This window comes from Nonomuraea cavernae, assembly GCF_014646355.1.
Lineage (GTDB): Bacteria > Actinomycetota > Actinomycetes > Streptosporangiales > Streptosporangiaceae > Nonomuraea > Nonomuraea cavernae.
This window is the reverse complement of sequence record NZ_BMNH01000030.1, coordinates 1-21,374: the sequence shown is the minus strand read 5'-3', so window position 1 is coordinate 21,374 and position 21,374 is coordinate 1. Positions and strand designations below refer to the sequence as shown.

Genomic DNA, 21,374 nt, shown 5'->3' with positions numbered 1-21,374 from the left:
GGTCTCCACCTCAGTACGACGGCGCGCCCGCCGCCCACTCCGCGGCGCGGCGCACGATGAGACGGTGCTCGGGCGCGTCGTAGGAGCGCCCGTCGTGTCCCAGCGCGTCGTACACCACGCGGCCGGAGCCGACCTCGCGGGCCCAGAGCAGCGGATGGTCGGCGCCGCCGTGCGGCGAGCTCATCAGGCCGCGCACGTCCGGCGCGCGGTCGAGGAAGCCGTAGACCTCGTCGACGACGTCGAAGTCGCCGATCCCGTCGACGATCGGGTGACCGCCCGTGGCCACGGTGACGCGCACGGGACCGTCGAGCGGCGGATGCGAGGACCGGTCCCACCGCCAGACCCCGCCCAGCAGGTCGCGCCAGCCGGGCCAGTCGTCGAAGCAGATGCTGGCGCCGTGCATGGCGAGCAGCCCGCCGCCGTCCCGCACGTGGCCGGACAGCGCCTCCCGCGCGGCGTCGCTCAGTGAGATCGACCACTCGGCCCGCAGATGGGCGTAGCGCTCGACCCGCATCGTCCACCTGAGCATGTTGAGCACCAGCAGCGCCGGCCGCCGGTCACGATCGGCGAGGCCGAGACACGCCCCCTCGACGTCCGTGGTCACGCCGACCGCGAACCCGGCCTCCTCCAGAACACCCGCCAGGGCCGCGCTGCTCGCCGGGAAGTCGTGCGCCACGCCTCCCGAGAGGATCAGTGCCGATCTCGGTGTCGTCTCCGGCATGCTCGCGACCCTTCTTGACGTGAGGCGTCTAACGACTACATTCTGACGCAGCGGGGCCGTCGCTGGAAAGGCTCCTCGCCCGCCGCCCGGCGACGCCGTTCCGGGTGACCGGGCCCGCATGCGGAAGGGAGTGCGCGTGTTCCGTCACGTGGTGCTGTTCAGATGGTCCGACGCGGCCGGTGAGCCGGAGCGCGCCGCCGCGGTGCGGCACGGGCTGTGAGCGCGCGCGGCCCGGCGATCGTCGTCGGCGCGAGCCTGGCCGGCGCCACCGCCGCCCTCGCGCTGCGGCGTCACGGCTGGAGCGAGCCCATCCTGCTGGTCGGCGAGGAGGACCGCCTGCCGTACGAGCGTCCCCAGCTGTCCAAGGGCTACCTGGCGGGCACGCGCGACCCGGGCCACCTGCTGGTCGCGCCGGAGCGGCGGTACGCCGACGGCGACATCGAGCTGGTGCTCGGGCAGCGCGTGACCGAGCTGCACCCCGGCGACCACCGCGTCACGGTCGGCGGGCGCCGCCTGCCGTACGGCGTGCTGGTGCTGTGCACCGGCGCGACCGCCCGGCGACCCGCCCTCCCCGGCGCCGGCCTGCGCGGCGTGCATCTCCTGCGGACCCTCGCCGACGCCGACCGGCTGCGCGCCGAGGTCGCGCCGGGGACCCCGGTCGTGGTCGTGGGGATGGGGCTGATCGGCTCCGAGGTCGCCGCCACGCTGAACCGGATCGGCGCCGACGTCGTCGCCGTCGATCCGCTGCCCGCGCCGCTGCACCGCCTGGTGCCCGCCCCGGTGGGGGAGATGCTGGCCGACCTGCACCGCGGCCACGGCGTGCGGCTACGGCTCGGCCGGTCGGTGCGGGAGATCACCGGGCGCGACCGGGTGGAGGCCGTCGTCCTGGAGGACGGCGAGCGGCTGCCGGCCCGGGTGGTGGTCGCCGGCCTCGGCGCCGTGCCCAACACGGGGCCGGCCGCGGCGGCGGGGCTGGACGTGGGCGCGGGCATCCGCACCGACGCGTTCGGCCGCACCAGCGCACCCGACGTGTACGCCGCGGGCGACGTGACCGAGCAGTTCGTCCCCCACCGAGGCCGCCACCAGCGCGTGGAGCACTGGAAGCACGCGATCCAGCAGGCCGGAGCCGTCGCGGCGGCCATCACCGGCACTCCCGCCCCGCTGGACGAGTCGCCGTGGTTCTGGACCGACCAGTACGACGTGCACCTCGAGGTGGCCGGCTGGCCGGACGCCGCCGCGCCGGTGGTCGTCGACGGTGTCGTGGGAGCCGGTGGGCAGGCCGGAGAGTTCCTCGCCAGGACCGTGGTGGACGGGCGGGTCCAGGCGGTCACGGGCGTGGGAAGAGGCCGGGAACTGCGCGCCCTCGGCCGCGCGCTCCCCGGCGGCGTGCCCCACGAGGACCCGCTTGAGGGCCCGCTGGAGGAGATCGCATGAGGTCATGGCATGACCATGGACGGCGTCCACCAGGCTCTCCAGCAGCAGCAGACACAGACCGACGGCAGGAGTGACACATGCTCAGCGATTCGACCGTGACCCTGAGGCGCTACCAGGAGCTCTGGGACGGTTTCCGGCAGCGCGGACTGCGCCAGGGTCTCTACACGGCGGGCGGCGTGGTCATGCGGGACACCTTGCTCGACCTGCACGGGCCCGACCACCAGTTGCGCCGCCGGGTGGAGAACCGGCTCTTCCGGCGAGGCACGTTCAAGACCTGGGAGGCCGACCTCGTCCCGCGGATCATCGACGAGGCCTTCACTCCCGTCATCAAGCAGGGGCACGCCGACCTGGTGCTGCTCGGCACCCGGACCGTCATGAACCTCACCGCGAAGGTCGCCGGCATCGACCGGACGACCGGCTCGGTCGAGGAGACCGACGCGCTGCAGGAGTTCGCGATCAAGTTCTCCGAGGGCGCGACCCTGATCCACACCACCCGCGACCCCGAGGTCGTACGGGCCGAGGTGGCGGAGGCGCTCGGCCGGTTCGACGCGATGTTCTTCACGCCGTCGTACGAGCGGCGGGTGGCGCTGGCCGAGGACCCGGAGGTCCCCGAGGACGCCTACCCCGGCGACGTGCTGATGGCGCTGGTCCGCAACCGCGAGGAGCTGCGGATCGACCGGGACGTCATGCTCCGCGAGGTGGCCTTCTACCTCCAGGCGGGCTCGCACAGCACCTCCGACGCCTTCACGCACGCGGTCGACGAGATCCTGCGCTGGGCGGAGCGGCATCCGGAGCAGGCGCACCGCCTCGACGACGACCTGTTCGTCCAGCGTTGCGTGCACGAGGCCCTGCGGCTGCACCCGGCGAGCCCCGAGGCGCTGCGCGAGGCCGTCGAGGACGTGACGCTGCGGGACGGGCGGTCGATCCCGGCCGGTACGCGCGTCCGGATGGACATCAAGGCGGCCAACACCGACCCGGAGGTGTTCGGGCCGGACGCCGCGGTGTTCGACCCCGACCGGGTGACGCCCGCCGGCGTCCAGCCGTGGGGTCACACCTTCGGGGGCGGCATGCACGCCTGCATCGGCATGGAGCTCGACGGCGGCACCGTGCCCAAGGAGGGCGAGGCGGAGCACGTGCTCGGCACGGTGCCGTTGATGGTGCGCGAGCTGCTGCGCCACGGCGTACGCCTCGACCCGGCCAGCCCGCCGGTGAAGGAGGCGCACTCCAAGCGGGACCACTTCGGGGGTTACCCGGTGCTGTTCGGAGCGGCTGTCACGCCGGAGTGACACTGGTCGTTAAGCTCCTTGACACTAAGCAACGTACCGACGCAGGATCAGCAGAGGTCCGGCGGCGGATCGCGGGCGGTCACGGCCGTGCCCCCGATCGGCCGGCCCCGGCTTTCTCGTGAGGAGAGTTGAATGTCGCAGATGATCGCCATCGAGGGCGGAACCGTCATCGACGGAACCGGCGCTCCCGCGCGCGCCGGCGAGACCGTGCTGATCAGTGAGGGGAAGATCGCGGCGCTGGGCGCCGCGGCCGACGAGCTCGCGGCGCGCGCGCCCGACCTCCAGCGGATCGACGCCACCGGCAAGACCGTCATGCCGGGCCTCATCGACGCGCACACCCACCTGTCCTTCGGCGAGCCGACCGGCAACGACGAGCTGTTCTTCCACCGCACCGAGGCGTACAGCTCCATGCTGTCCGCCCACAACTCCGGCAAGGTGCTCCGGGCCGGCGTCACCGGCGTCATGGACGCCGACTGCCTCTGGAACATCGGGGTCGAGCTCCGGGACGCGATCGAGGCCGGCATCGTGGAGGGCCCCCGGATGCGCGCCGGCGGCAACGCCCTGATGACCATGCTCGGCGGCACCGCCGGCCGGCTGATCAAGGACGAGGGCACGACGGGCTACGCCACGGTCGTCCACAACCTGGACGGCATGACCCGCGAGGTGCGCCGCCAGGTCAAGCACGGGGTCGACTGGATCAAGATCATGGTCACCGGGCTCATCCCCTCGGTGAAGGGCCCCGAGGTCAAGGTCTGGTCGCAGCGCGAGATCAGAGCCGTCGTCGAGGCCGCCCACGAGCTCAACACGCCGGTCGTCGGCCACTGCCGCAACTCCATCAGCACGAAGGAGTCCGCCGAGGCGGGCATCGACATGATCTACCACTCCAGCTACATGGACGAGGCCGCGCTCGAGGCGGTGCTGGAGAACGGCACCACGCTCTGCCCGACGCTGACGCTGCTCGGCAACCTCGTCGACTACGGCGAGAAGGTAGGCACGGCACCGGCGCTGCTCGACATCTTCAAGGCCGAGCTGGAGGTGACCGGCGAGATGATCGGCAAGGCGCACCGGCTCGGCGCGCGGGTCATCACGGGCTCGGAGACCGGCTTCGCGGTCACGCCGTGCGGCGAGTGGCACGCCCGCGAGCTCGACATGCTCGTGCGTTACGCCGGCTTCTCGCCCATGGAGGCGATCACCGCCGCCACCTCCAAGGCCGCGTGGGCCATGAAGATGGAGGGGGAGGTCGGCGCGCTGGCCGAGGGCTACCTCGCGGACGTGATCGTGGTCGACGGCGACCCGCTGGCCGACATCACCGTGCTGACCCGCGAAGGGGCCATCCACGAGGTGATCAAGGACGGCGTGCGCGTCGACCTGTCGCGGCCGATCCCCGAGCGCCGTCCGCGGGCCGGCGAGAAGGTGGCCTTCCTCGCGGCCTGCCCGCTGACGCGGGCGTTCGCGTTCGAGGACACCGCCCTCGGGCGGGCCGAGGGCAAGACCCTGACCGACGACGAACTGCTCCGCCTGTCGCGTGCCTGAACGGGGATCAGCCGGGGCCGCACCCGACCGAGCGCGGGCGGCCGGGGCTGTAATGTGTACGTGCACCCGACGCCACGACCGGTCGCCGCGGACGGTTCACGGCCCCCACGGTGCCCACGGCCCCCACGTCACCCACCAGTTGCCCGGCCCCACGCAACGGCAGGAAAGGTCAGGCCAGCCATGAGTACCGAGGGCATCATCGAGCGCCTGCAGGTGCTCGGCATGTCGGGCTACGAGGCGAAGGCCTACCTCGCGCTGGTGGCGGCCGGCGAGCCGCTCAACGGCTACGAGGTGGCCAAGCGCTCGGGCGTGCCGCGCAGCACCGTCTACGAGACGCTCGGCAAGCTGACCGCGTCCGGCGCGATCTACGAGGTGCGCACCCGCGAAGACGCCGTGAGCTACCTGCCGCTGCCGCCCAAGTCGCTGCTCGACCGGCTCGGCCGGCACTACGAGTCGACCCTCGACTCGCTGCGCGAGTCGCTGCCGGGCATCGCGGCGCCGCCGCGCCTGCACCTGATCCACAACCTCACCGGGCGCGAGGCCCTGCTGGAGCGGGCCGGCGACATCGTCGCCGGCGCCCAGCGCGACCTCTTCCTGTCGCTGTGGCCCGAGGAGAACAACCCGCTCGACCCGTTGATCCACGACGCGCACGACCGGGGGGTCTCCGTGACCGTCATGTCGTTCGCCGAGGAGGAAGACCCGTCGGCCATCCCGCGCACCTACATCCACCGGCTCTCGCCGCCGCCCGTCGTCCTGGAGAACCTCGGCTGCCGGTTGTTCGTCGCGGTGGGCGACCGGCAGGAGTGCGTCATCGGCGGCTTCGTCGGCGCCGACGCCTGGGGCATCTTCTCCGACAACCCGGCGGTCGTCATGGTCGCGGTCGAATACGTCCGCCACGACATCGCGCTGCAGCTCATGGCGGCCAACTTCCCGGAGCAGGACGTGTCGAGCTTCTGGAGCGACGACCCCGACCTCTCGCGGCTGCGGTCCGACCACGGCTTCGCCGCCGTGGCCCTGCGAGGCGGGCGCAACGGGGCGAAGAACGGCGCCGGCTCCGACGTGCCGCCGGTGCGCAAGCGCGCCTCGGGCCGTCAGGGCGCCCGCAGGCGCTGAGTTCGCGCCGGCCGACCACCAGAGCGGGCTCCGGTCGTCGGGTTCCTCGCTGGTGACGATCACCCCGGCTTCCTGGCGCAGGCGGTCAGGTGCAACTCTAGGGTTGCGCGTGAAAGATGGACGTGCAATTCTGGGGTTGCACATCCAATGGCGGCAGCGAAGGAGCCCTTGTCATGAGCGAGGACCGGATTGAGCGCGAAACCCTGATCGCGGCACCCCTGGAGCGGGTCTGGTCGCTGGTGACCGAGCCCGGGTTCTGGGTGGCCGACGAGGCGAACGGGTCCGCCGGCGTGGCCAGAGAAGGCGAGGTGACGATGACGAAGAACGCCGAGTACGGCGACTTCCCGGTGCGGGTGGAGAAGATCGAGCCGCCGACGTACGTGGCGTATCGCTGGGCCAGCGCGTTCCCCGGAGAGCAACCGGGCGAGGACAACAGCACCCTCGTGGAGTTCACGCTGACCACCGAGGGCGACAAGACGCGGCTGCGAGTCGTCGAGAGCGGGTTCGCGGCGCTGGCGGGGAGCGAGGAGCTGCGCAGCCGGGCGCTGAAGGACAACACCGGCGGATGGCCGCAGGTCCTCGACGCGTTCAGGACGCGTGCCGAGCGCGCATCGGTGTGACGGACGAACGTCGCGGCGACGTCGCGTCGGTCGACAGCGTCCTCGTCGCGCTGGCCGACCCGACGCGACGTCAGCTGCTTGATCTGCTCGCCGCACAGGGCGAGGCGACCGCGACGACGCTCGCCGAACAACTCCCCGTCACGCGGCAGGCGGTGGTCAAGCACCTTGCCGTCCTGGACGCCGCCGGGCTGGTCTCCGGCGGCCGGGTCGGTCGCGAAGTACGCTACGCGGTGCGGCCCGCGGCGCTGGACGCGACGGCGCGGTGGATGGCCGGGCTCGCGGCCGACTGGGATCGGCGGTTGGCGAACATCAAGCGCATCGCTGAGGCAGCGGAGCGGGATACGCCCTAGCTCACCCAGCGAAGGAGGCCGGGAAGGAACCGGCCGCGTCTTCGCAGTGAGCCGGAAACCGCCCGGCGACGTCACCGGGAGCCGGGACAGACGCGGGCGAGCCGGAGCAGGGCCGCGCCGCAGAGATAGACCGGGAGCATCAGGACGGGCAGCGCTCCCTGCCCCGCCAGGGCGGCGCCCAGCAGCCCGGCGATGACGGCCGCCGCGCCGGTGACGGTGGCGGCCGTGCGGAGCCCGCCGTTCGCCTGGGGCAGGGTGATCGGCCGTGCGCGCCGTTCGACCCAGCCGAACAGCGCGACGAGCACCGTGAGGAGCACGGCCAGGATCGCCAGCCAGGGCAGCCGGAGCAGCAGCCACTGCGCCGAGCCCGTGGCGGGCTGCGGCATCAGGCCGGTCGGATAGAGGGCCAGTGCGGCGATCACGACGGCCGTCAGGTGCCAGAGGAAAACCGTCATGATCACGGAGTTGACCGCCACGATGACCAGCCACGGACGCGGCCGTCCGAGCCACCGGATGCCGCGATCGTGCAGCAGGAAGACGATGCCGGTCTGCGTGACGGCCAGGGCGAGCAGCGCGAGCGTCGGCGGCGAGGTGTTCTGCAGCCGCTCGCCCGGGATCGCCACCATGCTGATCGGATAGGGACCGGCGACGGTGAGCGCGACGAGAGCCGCGAGCCCGCCGGCCGCCATCGGCAGGGCCACGGCGCGGCGGACGGGCAGGGTGCCCTCCCGCCAGGCGATGCCGAGCTGGTGGACGGCCAGCCAGGCGAGCAGGAAGTTGGCCTGGCCGAGCGAGGGCCGGCCGAGCAGCCTGGCGACGTCTCCGAGAGCGACCAGCGTCATGAGTACGACGGGGACGGCGAGCCCCGCCCGCCGGTCGAGCGCGAGCATCACCGGCGTGAGAAAGACGGCGGCGAGGTACACGATCAGGAACCACAGCGGCACGCAGGCCAGCCACACGGCCGTCCCCACCGACTTCGGGTCGGCGCCGAGGACCAGCGCCAGGCAGGCCACGCCGCTCAGGACGAGGACGAGCATGCTGGTGGGGGCGACCAATCGGGCCGTACGGCTCAGCAGCCAGCTCACGGCGGTGCCGCCCCGGCGGCGCTGGGAGTCCAGGGAGGCCGCGTTCGCGAACCCGCCCACCAGAAAGAAGACCGGCATGACCTGGAACAACCAGGTCAGGGGACGGGTCCACGGCAGCACCTCCAGGGCGCTCGCGCCGCCGAACCCGCCCCGGTAGGTCACCGAGACCGACAGCCAGTGCCCGAGCACGACCATCGAGATCGCGACCGCGCGCAGCAGGTCGATGAGGCGCTCCCGCTCGGGTGGAGTGCGCTCGGCGGCCTGCCTGAGCGCGCGGGCGACGCCGTGCGAGCGGCGGAACAGCGCCTGGAGCACGCCAGTCGTCCTCTCATCCGGCATCAGGGATCACCTGAATCATCTGAATCATCGGGAATCATCAGGAAGATGGTTCTGACCTGCCCATATTCGCCGGCGTCTAGACGTTCCCCGAGTGGCGCCGCTCCCGTCAGGTCCTCGGATCCCCCGGTGAACGTCACCGGGGGATTCGGAGGCTCAGCCCTGCCGTCGGGCCAGATGCTCCTGCAACTCGGCGTGGCGGAACTGGTAGAACGGGCCGGCCGCGCGCAGCAGTCCGCGCCGGTGCAGGTTGTCCAGAAGCCGCGCCAGCCGCAGGGGGCCTCGGCCCAGCAGGGCCAGGTGCCCCTGAAAGATCACCGATCTGAGCCAGGTGTCCCGCCGCCGGGCCATGAAACCGAAGGAGAAGGCGAACACGGCGACGAGCAGTGCGTCGTTGGCCGGGCGCATCCCGCGCTGCGCGTCCACGAAGCTGAACAGCTCGACCGCGAAGGCGAGCACCGTGCCGAGGATCACGCTGTTCACGAGGTGCAGGCCGGTCAGCGCCCGGTTCACCCGCCACGTGGACACGGGTGTCACGGCGGCGGTGAACACCGGCGGCCGCTCGTCGGGCGCGGCGGAGCGAATCTGCATCACCTGGAGCGTGAGCCAGTTGAGCACGGCGACGGCCACGAGGGTCGCCAGGCCCATCAGGGGGCCCTCCGCCCACCACATGTACCCGGCCACCGGTAGCCCGAGCGGCATTCCGAACATCATGAGCGGGCTGTTCGCCGCGACCATGCGGACGAAGTCGAGCAGCCGGCGGCGTGCCCGCAGCGGCGCGAAGTCGGGCGAGTCGGTGGCCGACAGCCTGGGCATGCTGATGCCCAGGCAGAAGCCCAGACCGAGCATCGCCCCGAAGTGGACGTCGTCGATCAAGGCTCCCATGACCGCGGCGGGCAGGCTGATCACGGCTCCGGCCAGGACCCCGACCCACTCGGAGACCAGCTGGCGGCCTCGCCCGGGGAAGACGTAGTCGACCATCCGCCACCAGGCCAGGTCCTGCGCCCCGTTCCTGGACAGCAGGCCGGCCAGCCAGGCGAGCCGTTCGGCGCCTCGGGCGGGAACAGGTCCGCCATGACCGAGCCGGGCCTCGACGAGACCGTCCAGCAAGTGCTCCCGCAGCGCCCCGCTCTCCTCGCCCGGCACGCTCAGCAGCGGAGCGGGATCGGCGTCCCGATCGACGTAGACGACCTTGACCAGCCAGAGCCCCCAGGCGGCGGAGGTGACGTACGCCAGGGCGGGGGCCTTGCCCTCCCGCAGCGCGTCCAGCGCCTTCACCCACGCCGGGGAGGGCTCCGCGGTGAAGCACGCGTCCAGATACGCCGCGGCGGCCTGCTGGTCCAGGTCCTTCGGCGCGATGACGGTCGCCCCTTTGAGCGCCCGGGTCGTGCCCACGGTGTCCTTGTACGCCCTGGTGCGCGAGGTGATGATCACCTGGTCGCGGTCTCCCAGCGTGCGCGAGAGCTCGCGCAGCACACCGGCGCGGGCGTCCTCGGGCAGTTCGTCCAGCCCATCGAGCACGGCCAGGACGTGCCCGCGGCCGGCCAGCAGGTCGGTCCCGTCAGCGCCCTTCCCGATCCCGCGCAACGCCGCGTAGTCCGCACGCACGCGGGAGGCCACCCACTCATGGAAACGCGGGTGCGTCTTGACGTTCCATTCGGCGATCGGCAGCAGCACGGGGACGGGTTCGTCGGCGGTGCGCGTCTCGATCAGGTGCAGCAGCAGCTCGATGGCCAGCGTGGTCTTGCCCGTCCCCGGCCCGCCCGTGATCACCAGCCGGCGGCGGGGCAGCCCGCGGAAGAAGGCGGCCAGCCCGGCGACCTCGTCCGAACGCAGGCAGGGGTCCGTCCCGCGCGGCCGCCCGCCGGACCTGGGGCCGTGCGTCACACTCCACGAGACCGGGATCAGCGCGTCCCCCTGCCGCCGCGCCGCGGCCTCATCTGCCCATTGATGGGCCACCAGCTCGGCCAGGTGGGTCTTGGCCTCGGACAGGGTCGGGGTCGTGGCGGTGACCAGGGTGAACCGGTAACTCAGCCAGCAGCCGAGTGCCGTCACCCCGCAGGCGATCGCGATCCACTTCGGGCTCCACACCCCGTCGTTGAGCACCTGGTTCAGAGCCACCGCTCCTGCCGCGCTGGTGAAGGTGGCGACCGCGAACAGGAGCCGAGGGCTTGATAAGCCTCCGCTGCGCATAGCGAAGCATGCTAGCTTGCGCGATCACGAACCATGCGTGATTCGCGCCCGTGACGCTTCGCGGCGGCGGCCCGGTCTCGTCCTGCCGGTCGCACCCGCCACGACGCCCCGGTGTCAGGCGAAGCGCTCGATCGTCACGGGGATCAGCCCCGCGTGGCGCAGCACCGTCACCAACTCCCGCAGCAGCGGCCGGACGGCGTCGTCCGACGCGCTCGCCAGGCAGGCGGTCAGGTCGAGACACCAGGCCACGCCGGGACCGATCCGGCGAAGGTCCCAGGTGAAGTCGTCGCCGGCGACGCGGCGGTGCGCCGTGCCGGCCACGCGGGCCGGCGGATCGGCGAGTGCCATCCGCCAGGCCGAGCGCAGCCGGGGCGGACCGTCCTCGCGAAGGTCGTTCGCGAACAGGACGCGATAGACCCGCCGGTCGCGAAACCCGTCGGGGACCCGCTCGGGGCCGAGTCGCAGGGGAGCCGAGCCGCCCAGGGGCTGGTGGTCATGGAAGTGGCCGCGCAACGCCGCTTCGCCGGGCAACTCGCCCCCGCCGAGCCGGCGGTAGACGACCTCGGCGTCGTCACGGCGGACCGCGACGAGCCGGGCGCGCAGGCGCGCGTCCGTGCGCATCCCGCGGCTGAACGCCGCCGAACTCCACCAGCCGTCCGTCGCGGTCCACCCGGCGCTGTCGAGGCCGATCGCCGTGTGGTCGCCGGCCAGCGTGAACTCCTCGACCACGATCCCCTCGGCCGGCACGGCAACCGCATCGGCCTGGACCATGATCCCCTCAGTCGGCGCGGATGGCACACCGGCCTCGACCGTGATCCAGCCGGGCCGCAGGGAGGGAGCACCGGTCTCCGGCAGGATCAGGTAGTAGTCGAGCCGGGGCTCCTCGGCATCGGTGATCGCCGGCCCTTCGGACCGGCGGATCCCAGCGGTCATTCGTCCGTGCCTCTCTCCAGTGTTCGGGCGGCTCGCCGAGACTACTGAACGGCCCCCTTCCGGCGCCGCCGGACCGGTGGCCGGCCGTGCCGGAGCCGGCGGGGGCCCGCGAGCCGATGATGCGCGGGCGTCACCACAGGTCAGCAGCCGGGGTACGTGTCCCACGCCACCCGGCCGCCGGTGAACTGGGTGGTGAAGTCGTCGGCGAGTTCGGTGATCGTCTCTCTGCCCTCCAGCCGGGACAGCCACCGCTGAGGCAGGGCGGCCTCGCCGTGTCGGGCGCCGAGAAGGTTGCCGCAGACGGCGCCGGTGGAGTCACTGTCGCCGGAATGGTTGACGGCCAGCAGCAGCGCCCGCCGCATGTCGTCCTCGCTCACCAGGGCGCAGTAGACCGCGATGGCGAGTGCCTCCTCGGCGACCCATGCGCCGCCGAGCCGCTCCACCTGCTCCGGCGACGGCCGTCCTTCGGCGGCGAGGGCGACCGCGGCCCGGAGCGCGGCGCTGGTCTCCTCATGCGCGGGCTGCTCGGCGAGCAGGTCAAGAGTCTCCTGTACGGCCTGCGCCAGCGTCCGGCTCTGGACGAGGAAGTGGACGAGCGCGGCGCAGGCCCCGGCCGCGAGGTAACCGGTGGGATGCCCGTGGGTGATCTGAGCGCAGTCGGCCGCGAGTCTGAAAGCCGCACGCTCGTCACGCGCGGCCAGGCCGAACGGGGCCGAACGCATGACGGTGCCGCATCCCTTGGAATCGGGATTCACCGGCCCGGGCGCCCCGGGGGCGGCGACAGGGCCCGTCTCGGCGCGCAGTCCGGACAGGCAGGCGTTGCCCGGCGCGCGGCGTGAGTACAGCCACGTTCGGGTGCGCAGCCGGCCGGTGCGGACGAGAGCGTCCGCCGGTGGTGGGGAGCGGTGCTCCTGGGTGTCGAGCCACCGCAGGTAGGCGTGGCGCACGACCGCCGTCTCGCCGCCGCCGATGCCTCTCTCCTGAACACGGACATTCGCCCGGATCAGGCCCTCGACCGTGAACAACGTCATCTGGGTGTCGTCGGTGATCGAGCCGATCGTGCCGCGCCAGTCGGGCGCGAGATCGGTCAGCCCGGCCCGGCCGTGGTCGCGGCGGATGGCGGCGATCGAGCTGAACTCGACGGGCGCGCCCAGCGCGTCACCGATCGCCCCGCCGAGCAGGCAGCCGCGCACCCTGCTCCGCAACGCCGGACCTCCTGTTGCGACATCGCTCACCAGGATGGGCTCCTCTCTTGTGGACGGCCCGACGAGCGTAGCGGCGGAGTGGCGCGCGGACGAGGGCCTGGCCCGGACGTGCGCTCAGGTGACGCTGCGGCGCAGGTTGGTGCGGTAGGAGTAGTGCTCGGGCAGGAAGTGGCTGATCGCCAGCTCGACCGGCCGCCCGCCGGTGTCGAGGTAGAGCCGGTCGATCCGCAGCAGGGGATGCCCGGCGGCGCAGCCGAGCTGCCGCGCGGTCGGCTCGTCGGCGAGCGCGACCGTGATGCTCTGGTCGGCCTCGGCGATGGGCGCCTCCAACCGGGTGTCCAGCAGGCCGATGATGGTCACCTCGCTGGTCGAGCCCTCGGCCGCCAGCTCGGGCAGCCCGGCCAGGGTCCGGCCGACGGCCGGCGGGAGGTAGACCGTGGTCAGGCAGAACGGCGTGCTGTCGTGCAGCCGGCGGAAGGCCAGGCCGTAGACGACGTCGCTGGACAGCCGCAGCCGGCCGGCCGCGTCGACGTCGACCTCCCGGTGCAGCGGCACGGTGATGTCCATCCGCGTGTCGACGGACAGGCCCATGAGGTCGTCGACCGAGCCGAACTGCCGGAGGTAGGCGCCCTCCCTGGGCATCGCGAACGTGCCGCGTCCCGGGATGCGGTAGACCATGCCCTCGGCGACCAGGTCCTGGAAAGCCCGGCGTACCGTCTGGCGGCTCACCCGGTGGCGCTCGGCCAGCTCGGCCTCCGTCGGGAGCCGACGGCCGCCGGAGTAGCGCCCCTGCAGGATCTCGTTGCGGACCTCGCGGGCGAGCGCCACGTAGCTGCTCTCCCGGCGACCGGTGCTCGCAGCCATCCCCACCTCGGTCTCACTCGCGCAGCGCGTCACCCTGGATCGGCATGCAGCCTATCCGGCCTTCTCCCGATCCGCCGCCCGCCTGCGCCGCCCACGCCAAGGCGGCTCGCGCCGGTGCGGCTCATGCCATGCCCAGGTGGCTCGCGCCGGTGCGGCTCATGCCAGGACGGCGACGAAGCGCCAGTCGAGGACGTCGGCGGGGTCTTCGCCCGCCCGGGTCGCCTGGACGTGCGAGCGCAGGTGGACGAGCCCTCCCCGGGGGAGGGGGTCGATCCGCTCCACCTCGATCGTGCTGCGCAGCGTGTCGTTCTCCCGGACCGGGCCGAGATGGTCGCAGCCGTGCCAGCCGACGACGGTGACGATGTCCGGCAGCGCGCGAAGCGCCTGGTGCAGCGCGAGCCCGATGGTGTGGCCGCCGTACACGAGCCGGTCGGGCGCGTCGTGGTGGACCCTGGCGACGTTGAGCGTGAGCCGGGCCAGCTCGGGCGCCGATGTGACGACGTCGCCGCCCGCCACCTCGAAGACCGTGCCCGGCGTGAGGCCGTCGAGGTGGGGGCCGGGCCGCTCGGCGCGGTAGGCGTCCAGGTCCCACCCCGCCGTCACTCCGGCGAGGTCCTCGGGGGCGGGGGCGGTGCCGATGCCGGTCAGATCGTCGGCGTGCCCGGTGTCCAGGGTGCCGTCGCGCAGCGGCAGCATCGCGCAGCGCCAGAAGTCGAGCACCGGGCGGCCGTCCTGGTCGGTGGTGCTGATCCGCAGCGCGGCCAGGCCGGTGGCGGCGCGGCCGGGCCGCCGGGAGTTCTGCCGCAGCCCGACGACCTCGGTGACGGTACGCAGCGTGTCGCCGAGAGCGGGCGCCCGGCGGAACACGACGCCCCGGTAGAACAGGTTGGCCACCACGGTGTGCGTCGCGCCCGTGGACTGCCCGATGGCCACGTCCCACACCAGGTGCGGCGCGGCCAGGACGTCCCCGACGACCCGGCGCGACAGGCGGCGGTCCAGCGCCAGCGGCAGCCGGCAGCCGACGATCGCCTGGTGCGCGGCCGCCAGCCCCTCGGTGAGCGTGGCCGCCGGGGCGTCGAACCGCTGCCTGATCCGCAGATCCTCGAAGTACGGTCCGTCCACCGGGACGCGAGTCATCGCGCACCTCCCACACCAGGTCACCAAATGTGCGGCCAAAGTCTCATGTCGGAGGGGATTGCGTCAATAGTGGCCGTTGACAGCCATTATCGCTACGCCCCAATATGGCCGTACAAATGGTGAAGAAGGGTGCTCGATGATGGTCGAAGGAACCGTTCCGGCCGCCGGCAAGCCGCTGGCCGGCCTGCGGATCGTCGAGATCTCGACGTTCGTCGCGGCGCCGCTCGGCGGCATGACGCTGGCGCAGCTCGGGGCCGACGTGGTGCGGGTCGATCCGCTCGGCGGGGCGCCCGACCACTCGCGGTGGCCGCTGGCCCCCTCCGGGACGAGCATGTACTGGACGGGGCTGAACAAGGCGAAACGCTCGCTCTGCCTCGACCTCCGGTCCGCCGAGGGCCAGGCACTGGTCGCCAGGCTGGTCGCCGACAGCGGCATCGTGCTGACCAACTCGGCCGGCCGGCCCTGGCTCACCTACGAGGCGCTCGCCGAGCACCGGCCGGACCTGATCCACCTGCGGATCGAGGGCCACCACGACGGCACTCCGGCGGTGGACTACACGGTCAACGCGGCCGTCGGCTTCCCCATGGTGACCGGTCCGGAGGGGCACGCCGACCCGGTCAACCACGTGCTGCCCGCCTGGGACATGGCCTGCGGGCTGTACGCGGCGATCGGCATCCTCAGCGCCGAGCGCCGCCGGCGGCTCACCGGGCAGGGGCAGGCGATGAGCGTGGCGCTCTACGACGTGGCCCTCGCCATGGCCGGCAACCTGGGGTTCCTCGCCGAGGCCCAGGTCGGCGGCGTCACCCGGCCGCGCGTCGGCAACCACCTGTACGGCGGTTTCGGCCGCGACTTCACCACGCGCGACGGCCGGCGGGTGATGGTGGTGGCGCTGACCTCCCGGCACTGGCGCGACCTGCTCGCGGTGACCGGCTTCGGCGACGCCGTCGCCGCGCTCGAACACGCCCTGGGCACCGACTTCTCGCTGGAGGGCGACCGCTTCACCTACCGCGAGGCGCTGGCCGGGCTGCTCCAGCGCTGGTTCGGCGAGCACGACCTGGCACACGTCGAGGCCCGGCTCCGGACGACCTCCGTGCTGTGGTCCGCGTACGGGACGTTCGCCGACCTGGTGGGGGAGCGGGCCGGCGAGGTGCGCGCCAACCCGATGATGGCCGTCATCGACCAGCCCGGCGTCGGCGAGCACCTCGCCCCGGGCTCACCCATCGCGGCGGACGCGGCCGGGCGCGACGTGGTGCGCGCGCCGGTGCTCGGCGAGCACACCGGCGAGATCCTGCGCGGCCTCGGGCTGCGCGACGACGAGATCCGGGACCTGCGCGAACGCCGCATCGTGGCCGTGCCGGGCCCCGACGCCCAGGCTCCCCACGCCCAGGCTCCCCACGCGCCGGCACCTGAGGCGCAGACGCCCGACACCCAGACGCCCGACAAGGAAGGAAACGGCCGATGACCCGGCTCGCGCAGACCGCGGGACTCACCGACGTCCAGCAGGAGATCCTCGACACCGTACGGGACTTCGTCGACCGGGAGATCATCCCGCAGGCGCAGCGGCTGGAGCACGCCGACGAGTACCCGCAGGAGATCGTCGACCGGATGCGGGAGATGGGCCTGTTCGGCCTGACCATCCCGGAGGAGTACGGCGGCCTCGGCGAGTCGCTGCTGACCTACGCCCTGGTCGTGGAGGAGATCTCGCGGGGCTGGATGAGCGTGTCCGGGATCGTCAACACGCACTTCATCGTCGCGTACATGCTGATGCGGCACGGAACCGAGGCGCAGAAGCGGCACTACCTGCCGCGGATGGCGACCGGTGAGGTGCGTGGCGCCTTCTCGATGTCGGAGCCGGGCTGCGGGTCGGACGTGTCGGCCATCAAGACCAGGGCGGTGCGGGACGGCGACGGCTACGTCATCGACGGCCAGAAGATGTGGCTGACGAACGGCGGCTCGGCCACGCTCGTCGCGGTGCTGGTGAAGACCGACGAGGGCGCCGACTCGGTCTACCGGAACATGACCACCTTCCTCGTCGAGAAGCCGCAGGGGTTCGGCGAGGTCGCGCCGGGGCTCACGGTGCCGGGCAAGATCGAGAAGATGGGCTACAAGGGCGTCGACACCACCGAGCTGCTCTTCGACGGCTACCGTGTCCCCGCCACGGCGGTTCTCGGTGAGGCGCCGGGCCGCGGCTTCTACCAGATGATGGACGGCGTCGAGGTGGGCCGGGTCAACGTCGCCGCCCGCGGCTGCGGCGTCGCGCTGCGCGCCTTCGAGCTGGGCGTCAGGTACGCGCAGCAGCGCGAGACGTTCGGCAAGCCGATCGCCGAGCACCAGGCGGTGCTGTTCCGGCTGGCGGACATGGCGACCAAGGTCGAGGCGGCCCACCAGATGATGGTGATGGCCGCGCGCAAGAAGGACTCCGGCGAGCGCAACGACCTGGAGGCCGGCATGGCCAAGTACCTGGCGTCCGAATACTGCCGCGACGTCGTCGAGGAGTCGTTCCGCATCCACGGCGGCTACGGCTTCTCGAAGGAGTACGAGATCGAGCGGCTCTATCGCGAGGCGCCGATGCTGCTGATCGGCGAGGGCACGGCGGACATCCAGCGGATGATCATCGGCCGCCGGGTGCTGGAGGACTACAGGCTGCGGGCCTGATCCCGCGCCGTTCCATGGACATCGTCTGCGCAGGACAGTATCTTTACTATCCTTAATATGATGGAGAGTGAGGTTGCTCGATGTCCGACGTCCGGTTCGTAGACAGCCACATGCATCTGTGGCATCTGACCGCGCACAAGTGGTATCCGGCGCTCGACCCCCCCGAGGGCGAGGACGACTTCGGCATCGGGGACATGGCGGGTCTCCGGCGTGACTACCTGCCGGCCGACTACCGGGCGGACGTCTCCGGCTCCGGGGTCAGCGTGGACAAGGCGGTCCACATCTCCGCCGTGACCGCCCCCGGCAGCCACCTGGACGAAGCCCGCTGGCTCGACACCCTCGCCCCCGCCGGCGGCCTGGTCGGCGCGGTCGTCGGCGCCGTCGAGCCGGGATCCGACGCGGCCACCGTCGAGGCCGACCTCGCCGCCCAGGCCGAGAGCCCGCTCTTCCGCGGCATCCGGGTGCTCTACGGGTTCGACCCGGCCGACCCGGTCACCCGGCGGCTGGTCGAGCTGCTCGACCAGGGCGGCCACCTGCTCGACGTGGTCATCCACCCCGCCGAGGTCGAAGGCTGGCTGCCGGTGCTGCGCGACGCGCCCGGCCTGTCGGTCGTCCTGGAGCACGCCGGCTGGCCGGACAGCGCCGACCCCGGGCATCTGCCCGTCTGGCGTGCCGGCCTGACGGCGCTGGCCCGGCTGGACAACGTCAGCTGCAAGATCTCCGGCCTGCCGATGGCACTGCACACCATGGACGCCGCCACCCTGCGCCCCTGGATCGAGACCTGCCTGGAGGTCTTCGGCACCGACCGCGCCTTCTTCGGCAGCAACTTCCCCGTCGACTCGCTCTTCGGCACGTACGCCCAGCTCGTCGGCGCGTACCTGAACGCGACCAGCGGGCTCACCGCCGCCGAGCGGAACCAGGTGTTCGCCGCCAACGCCGAGCGCTGCTACCGGATCTGAGGGAGATCGCGATGAAAGTCGGCTTCACCATGGACATGCGCAACCCCCTCGGGCGGCCATGGCGCGAACACTGGGAGGACTGCCTCAAGCTGATGTGCGAGTCGGAGGCCATGGGCTTCGACTACGTCATGGTGCAGGAGCACTTCTTCCAGCCCGACGGCTACGCCCCGTCGGTGCCGGTCTTCCTGACGCTGCTCGCCGAGCGCACCAGCACCATCCGGATCGGCTCCTACATCTACATCCTCCCGCTGCACCACGCCGCCATGCTGGCGCAGGAGACCGCGGTGCTCGACCAGCTCTCCGAGGGACGGCTCGACGTCACCGTCGGCTCGGGGCACAGCGCGGCCGAGTACCGCGCGCTCGGCTACTCGCCGAAGACCCGCCCGTCCCGCATGGAGGAGGGGCTGGAGGTGCTGAAGCTGGCCTGGACCCAGCGGCCGTTCAGCTACACCGGCCGCTACTACGACCTCCAGGACGTCTCCGTCGTGCCGGCGCCCGCGCAGGACCCCCACCCGCCGCTGTGGGTCGCCGCCACCGCCCCGCCGGCCGCCCGCCGCGCGGGCCGCGTGGGGGCGCACCTGCACGGCGCCGCCGTCGACACGGAGTTCCACGAGGCGTACTTCGCCGGGCTGGCCGAGGCCGGGATCCCGCGCGAGCAGGCCCGGATCTCCAACCCGTGGTCGATCACCGTCACGGACGAGCACCCGGACAAGGTGTGGGAACGGCGCAAGGACCTCATCTTCGAGCGGTGGGACTTCTACCGGCGCATCCGCAACGAGATGGGCGACAAGGACCTGCAGTACGGTCTGCCGCCGTCGGCCGACGCCTACCGGGACTTCGAGCTGATCGGCGACGCCGAGACCGTGATCGGGACCCTGGAAGGGTTCGTCAAGTCGCTTCCGCTGACCGACATCGTGCACTCGGGGCCGGCCGGCGGGACTCCGCCCGAGGAGGCGTACGCCGACCTGAAGCGATTCGCCGACCGCGTCCTGCCCACCCTCAAGAGCTGGTAGGCACCTCCGAGGCCCGCACGAGGGTCGGCGCACACCCCTCACCCTCCCGTATAGGGCCCGAGCTCCTGCTGGTACGGGAAGCTGCCCGGCTGGTGGTCGCATCAGGGCTCCTCGCCGAACACGTCACCCGTGCGGGCGAAGGCGCGAGACCGTGATCCGCCGCAGATGGCCCGGAACTCACAGGCGGCGCAGCGTCCCGCCAGCCGATCGGGTCGCGCAACGCGCGGAACAGCGGAGCCGATCGGTAGATCTCGGTCAGCGGCGACGCGCCGGAAGTGGTGCGCCTGGAGATCGCCGCCGCGCCGGCCTCCCGCAACCGGCTGAGGTTGGCGGGGGTGAGGGCGGGCGTGGCGCAACGGCCGCGTGGGTGCGGTGGACGGGGCGCCGGGCTGTCCGGTCAGGTGCCACCTGGCACGGGAGGCGGTTCGCGGCTTGCCCGTGCGGAATCACCGCGGCACTCCGGCGGTGGTGTCGGTCACGGCTCATCGCTTCGCCTGGTGCGCATGGGTCCAGACTTGCCGCGCCTGACCCGTTCATGGCAGGGACCAAAGTCCCGTCCGGGGCGTCCGATGGGCCCCTCAGGTTCCCAGCGCCGGCACGGCCTGCCGCGGTGGCGTGGTTTCTGTGGGTGGCCGCGGAGGCGGGTGGGCGTTCCGGCCGACCGCGATTGCCCGGGGTCTGGTGTTTTTCGCCTTCGGCGTTGTTTCGGGCGCGGGGGTACTTGGCACGGTCTTAAGTCGGCCGGAACGCCCACCCGCCTCCGCTTCACCGCCCCCGCCGTCCTGCCTGCCCGCCGCAGAACGGGCCGGGGACCGTCGCCTTCCTCCTCGCCGATGCTGAAGCGCCCGCTTCCGCCCTTTGGGCCTGCTCGCCGTAGCTGAAGCCGTCACTTGCCGGCACAGTGCGGGCCGGGCGCCGCAGCCGCGGCCGGCCTTGCCGAGGAGGCCGGCATGGGGCTGCCCGCTGATCCGGGCACCGGAAATCCGCTTTCATCTTCGGTGCCCAAGGGTGGAGAGCGTGTGCGGGCGCCGTGGTGTGCCGGTCCGCGCCGGAAGGCGATCGCCTTCCGGCGCGAGCCGGCACCCGCCGGTCGGGCATGAAACCGTCAGACTTCTTCGACGCTGCTCGGCTCGCGCCGGGACAGATCGATGCCGAGCTCCTCCGCGGCGCGGAAGACGTCCTCGTCGGCGTCTCGCATCTCGATGGACATGCCGTCACTGGAGAGCACCTCGACGTTGAGGCACAGCGACTGCATCTCCTTGATGAGGACCTTGAAGGACTCGGGAATGCCGGGCTCGGGAATGTTCTCGCCCTTGACGATCGCCTCGTAGACCTTCACACGGCCCACGACGTCGTCGGACTTGATGGTCAGTAGCTCCTGGAGCGCGTAGGCGGCGCCGTAGGCCTCCAGGGCCCACACCTCCATCTCACCGAAGCGCTGGCCACCGAACTGGGCCTTACCGCCGAGCGGCTGCTGGGTGATCATGGAGTAGGGGCCGGTCGACCGGGCGTGGATCTTGTCGTCCACCAGGTGCAGGAGCTTGAGGATGTACATGTAGCCGACGGCGATGGGATAGGGGAACGGCTCGCCGGAGCGGCCGTCGAACAACCGGGCCTTGCCGCCGCGCTCCACCAGCCGGTCCCCGTCGCGGTTGGGGATGGTGCTGCCGAGCAGGCCGACGATCTCGTCCTGATGGGCTCCGTCGAAGACCGGGGTGGCCACGTTGGTGCGTGGCTCGACCTTCTCGAAGCCCTTCTCACGCAGCCGCTCGGCCCAGGCCTCGTCAACCCCGGAGATGTCCCAGCCGCGGGCGGCGATCCACCCCATGTGGTTCTCCAGGACCTGGCCGACGTTCATCCGGCCGGGCACGCCCAGCGGGTTGAGGATGATGTCGACCGGGGTGCCGTCCTCCAGGAACGGCATGTCCTCGACCGGC

General features: G+C 72.2%; 18 protein-coding genes. 10 read left to right on the top strand and 8 right to left on the bottom strand.

Going from position 1 to position 21,374, the window contains the following annotated elements:
* Nucleotides 1-10: 10 nt before the first annotated feature.
* Entirely contained in the window at nucleotides 11-721 is a 711-nt protein-coding gene (locus IEY82_RS32295; protein WP_189128060.1) for a ThuA domain-containing protein, read from the bottom strand.
* Nucleotides 722-937: 216 nt separating this feature from the next.
* On the opposite strand from IEY82_RS32295, the gene IEY82_RS32290 reads away from it, so the two are divergent.
* From IEY82_RS32290 to IEY82_RS32265, 6 genes are all read left to right on the top strand, one after another.
* Nucleotides 938-2,155 carry an NAD(P)/FAD-dependent oxidoreductase gene (locus IEY82_RS32290; RefSeq protein WP_189128059.1) on the top strand — a complete coding sequence of 406 codons (1,218 nt, stop codon included), beginning with the start codon at nucleotides 938-940 and terminating at the stop codon, nucleotides 2,153-2,155.
* A gap of 77 nt (nucleotides 2,156-2,232) precedes the next feature.
* Nucleotides 2,233-3,441 carry a cytochrome P450 gene (locus IEY82_RS32285; RefSeq protein ID WP_189128058.1) on the top strand — a complete coding sequence of 403 codons (1,209 nt, stop codon included), beginning with the start codon at nucleotides 2,233-2,235 and terminating at the stop codon, nucleotides 3,439-3,441.
* A gap of 132 nt (nucleotides 3,442-3,573) precedes the next feature.
* A complete protein-coding gene (locus tag IEY82_RS32280; RefSeq protein ID WP_189128057.1) occupies nucleotides 3,574-4,974 on the top strand; it encodes a metal-dependent hydrolase family protein in 1,401 nt (466 codons plus the stop codon).
* A 180-nt stretch (nucleotides 4,975-5,154) separates the two neighbouring features.
* Entirely contained in the window at nucleotides 5,155-6,087 is a 933-nt protein-coding gene (locus IEY82_RS32275) for a TrmB family transcriptional regulator (RefSeq protein WP_189128056.1), read from the top strand.
* Nucleotides 6,088-6,260: 173 nt separating this feature from the next.
* Nucleotides 6,261-6,707: an SRPBCC domain-containing protein gene (locus IEY82_RS32270; protein WP_189128055.1), complete on the top strand. Its 447-nt coding sequence runs from the start codon at nucleotides 6,261-6,263 to the stop codon at nucleotides 6,705-6,707.
* The gene (locus IEY82_RS32265; RefSeq protein ID WP_189128054.1) at nucleotides 6,704-7,057 is read left to right on the top strand and encodes an ArsR/SmtB family transcription factor; all 354 of its coding nucleotides are present in this window, start codon (nucleotides 6,704-6,706) and stop codon (nucleotides 7,055-7,057) included. Before IEY82_RS32270 ends, IEY82_RS32265 begins: the two co-directional genes overlap by 4 nt.
* A 71-nt stretch (nucleotides 7,058-7,128) precedes the next feature.
* Here IEY82_RS32265 and IEY82_RS32260 read toward each other — a convergent pair whose 3' ends face one another.
* The 6 genes from IEY82_RS32260 to IEY82_RS32235 form a co-directional block, all read right to left on the bottom strand.
* A complete protein-coding gene (locus tag IEY82_RS32260; protein ID WP_189128053.1) occupies nucleotides 7,129-8,481 on the bottom strand; it encodes an acyltransferase family protein in 1,353 nt (450 codons plus the stop codon).
* 153 nt (nucleotides 8,482-8,634) lie between these two features.
* A complete protein-coding gene (locus IEY82_RS32255; protein WP_189128052.1) occupies nucleotides 8,635-10,599 on the bottom strand; it encodes an NACHT domain-containing protein in 1,965 nt (654 codons plus the stop codon).
* A 186-nt stretch (nucleotides 10,600-10,785) separates the two neighbouring features.
* Nucleotides 10,786-11,604: a hypothetical protein gene (locus tag IEY82_RS32250; protein WP_189128051.1), complete on the bottom strand. Its 819-nt coding sequence runs from the start codon at nucleotides 11,602-11,604 to the stop codon at nucleotides 10,786-10,788.
* Between the two features lie 140 nt (nucleotides 11,605-11,744).
* On the bottom strand, nucleotides 11,745-12,839 hold the full coding sequence (locus tag IEY82_RS32245; RefSeq protein WP_225263995.1) for an ADP-ribosylglycohydrolase family protein: 1,095 nt from the start codon (nucleotides 12,837-12,839) through the stop codon (nucleotides 11,745-11,747).
* A gap of 84 nt (nucleotides 12,840-12,923) precedes the next feature.
* Entirely contained in the window at nucleotides 12,924-13,673 is a 750-nt protein-coding gene (locus tag IEY82_RS32240) for a GntR family transcriptional regulator (RefSeq protein ID WP_189128050.1), read from the bottom strand.
* Nucleotides 13,674-13,829: 156 nt separating this feature from the next.
* Complete coding sequence (locus IEY82_RS32235) at nucleotides 13,830-14,810, bottom strand: MaoC family dehydratase (RefSeq protein WP_189128049.1); 981 nt, start codon at nucleotides 14,808-14,810, stop codon at nucleotides 13,830-13,832.
* A 136-nt stretch (nucleotides 14,811-14,946) separates the two neighbouring features.
* Between IEY82_RS32235 and IEY82_RS32230 the strand changes: the two genes are divergently transcribed.
* The 4 genes from IEY82_RS32230 (at nucleotide 14,947) to IEY82_RS32215 (ending at nucleotide 19,437) form a co-directional block, all read left to right on the top strand.
* Nucleotides 14,947-16,272: a CoA transferase gene (locus IEY82_RS32230; RefSeq protein WP_225263997.1), complete on the top strand. Its 1,326-nt coding sequence runs from the start codon at nucleotides 14,947-14,949 to the stop codon at nucleotides 16,270-16,272.
* The gene (locus IEY82_RS32225) at nucleotides 16,269-17,465 is read left to right on the top strand and encodes an acyl-CoA dehydrogenase family protein (RefSeq protein WP_189128048.1); all 1,197 of its coding nucleotides are present in this window, start codon (nucleotides 16,269-16,271) and stop codon (nucleotides 17,463-17,465) included. Before IEY82_RS32230 ends, IEY82_RS32225 begins: the two co-directional genes overlap by 4 nt.
* Before the next feature lie 80 nt (nucleotides 17,466-17,545).
* Nucleotides 17,546-18,424: an amidohydrolase family protein gene (locus tag IEY82_RS32220; RefSeq protein WP_189128047.1), complete on the top strand. Its 879-nt coding sequence runs from the start codon at nucleotides 17,546-17,548 to the stop codon at nucleotides 18,422-18,424.
* A gap of 11 nt (nucleotides 18,425-18,435) precedes the next feature.
* Nucleotides 18,436-19,437 carry an LLM class flavin-dependent oxidoreductase gene (locus IEY82_RS32215; RefSeq protein ID WP_189128046.1) on the top strand — a complete coding sequence of 334 codons (1,002 nt, stop codon included), beginning with the start codon at nucleotides 18,436-18,438 and terminating at the stop codon, nucleotides 19,435-19,437.
* A gap of 1,105 nt (nucleotides 19,438-20,542) precedes the next feature.
* Here the strand turns inward: IEY82_RS32215 and IEY82_RS32210 are convergent.
* Nucleotides 20,543-21,374 (bottom strand): DNA-directed RNA polymerase subunit beta (locus IEY82_RS32210; RefSeq protein ID WP_444544204.1); only part of this gene is annotated, 832 nt, incomplete at its 5' end.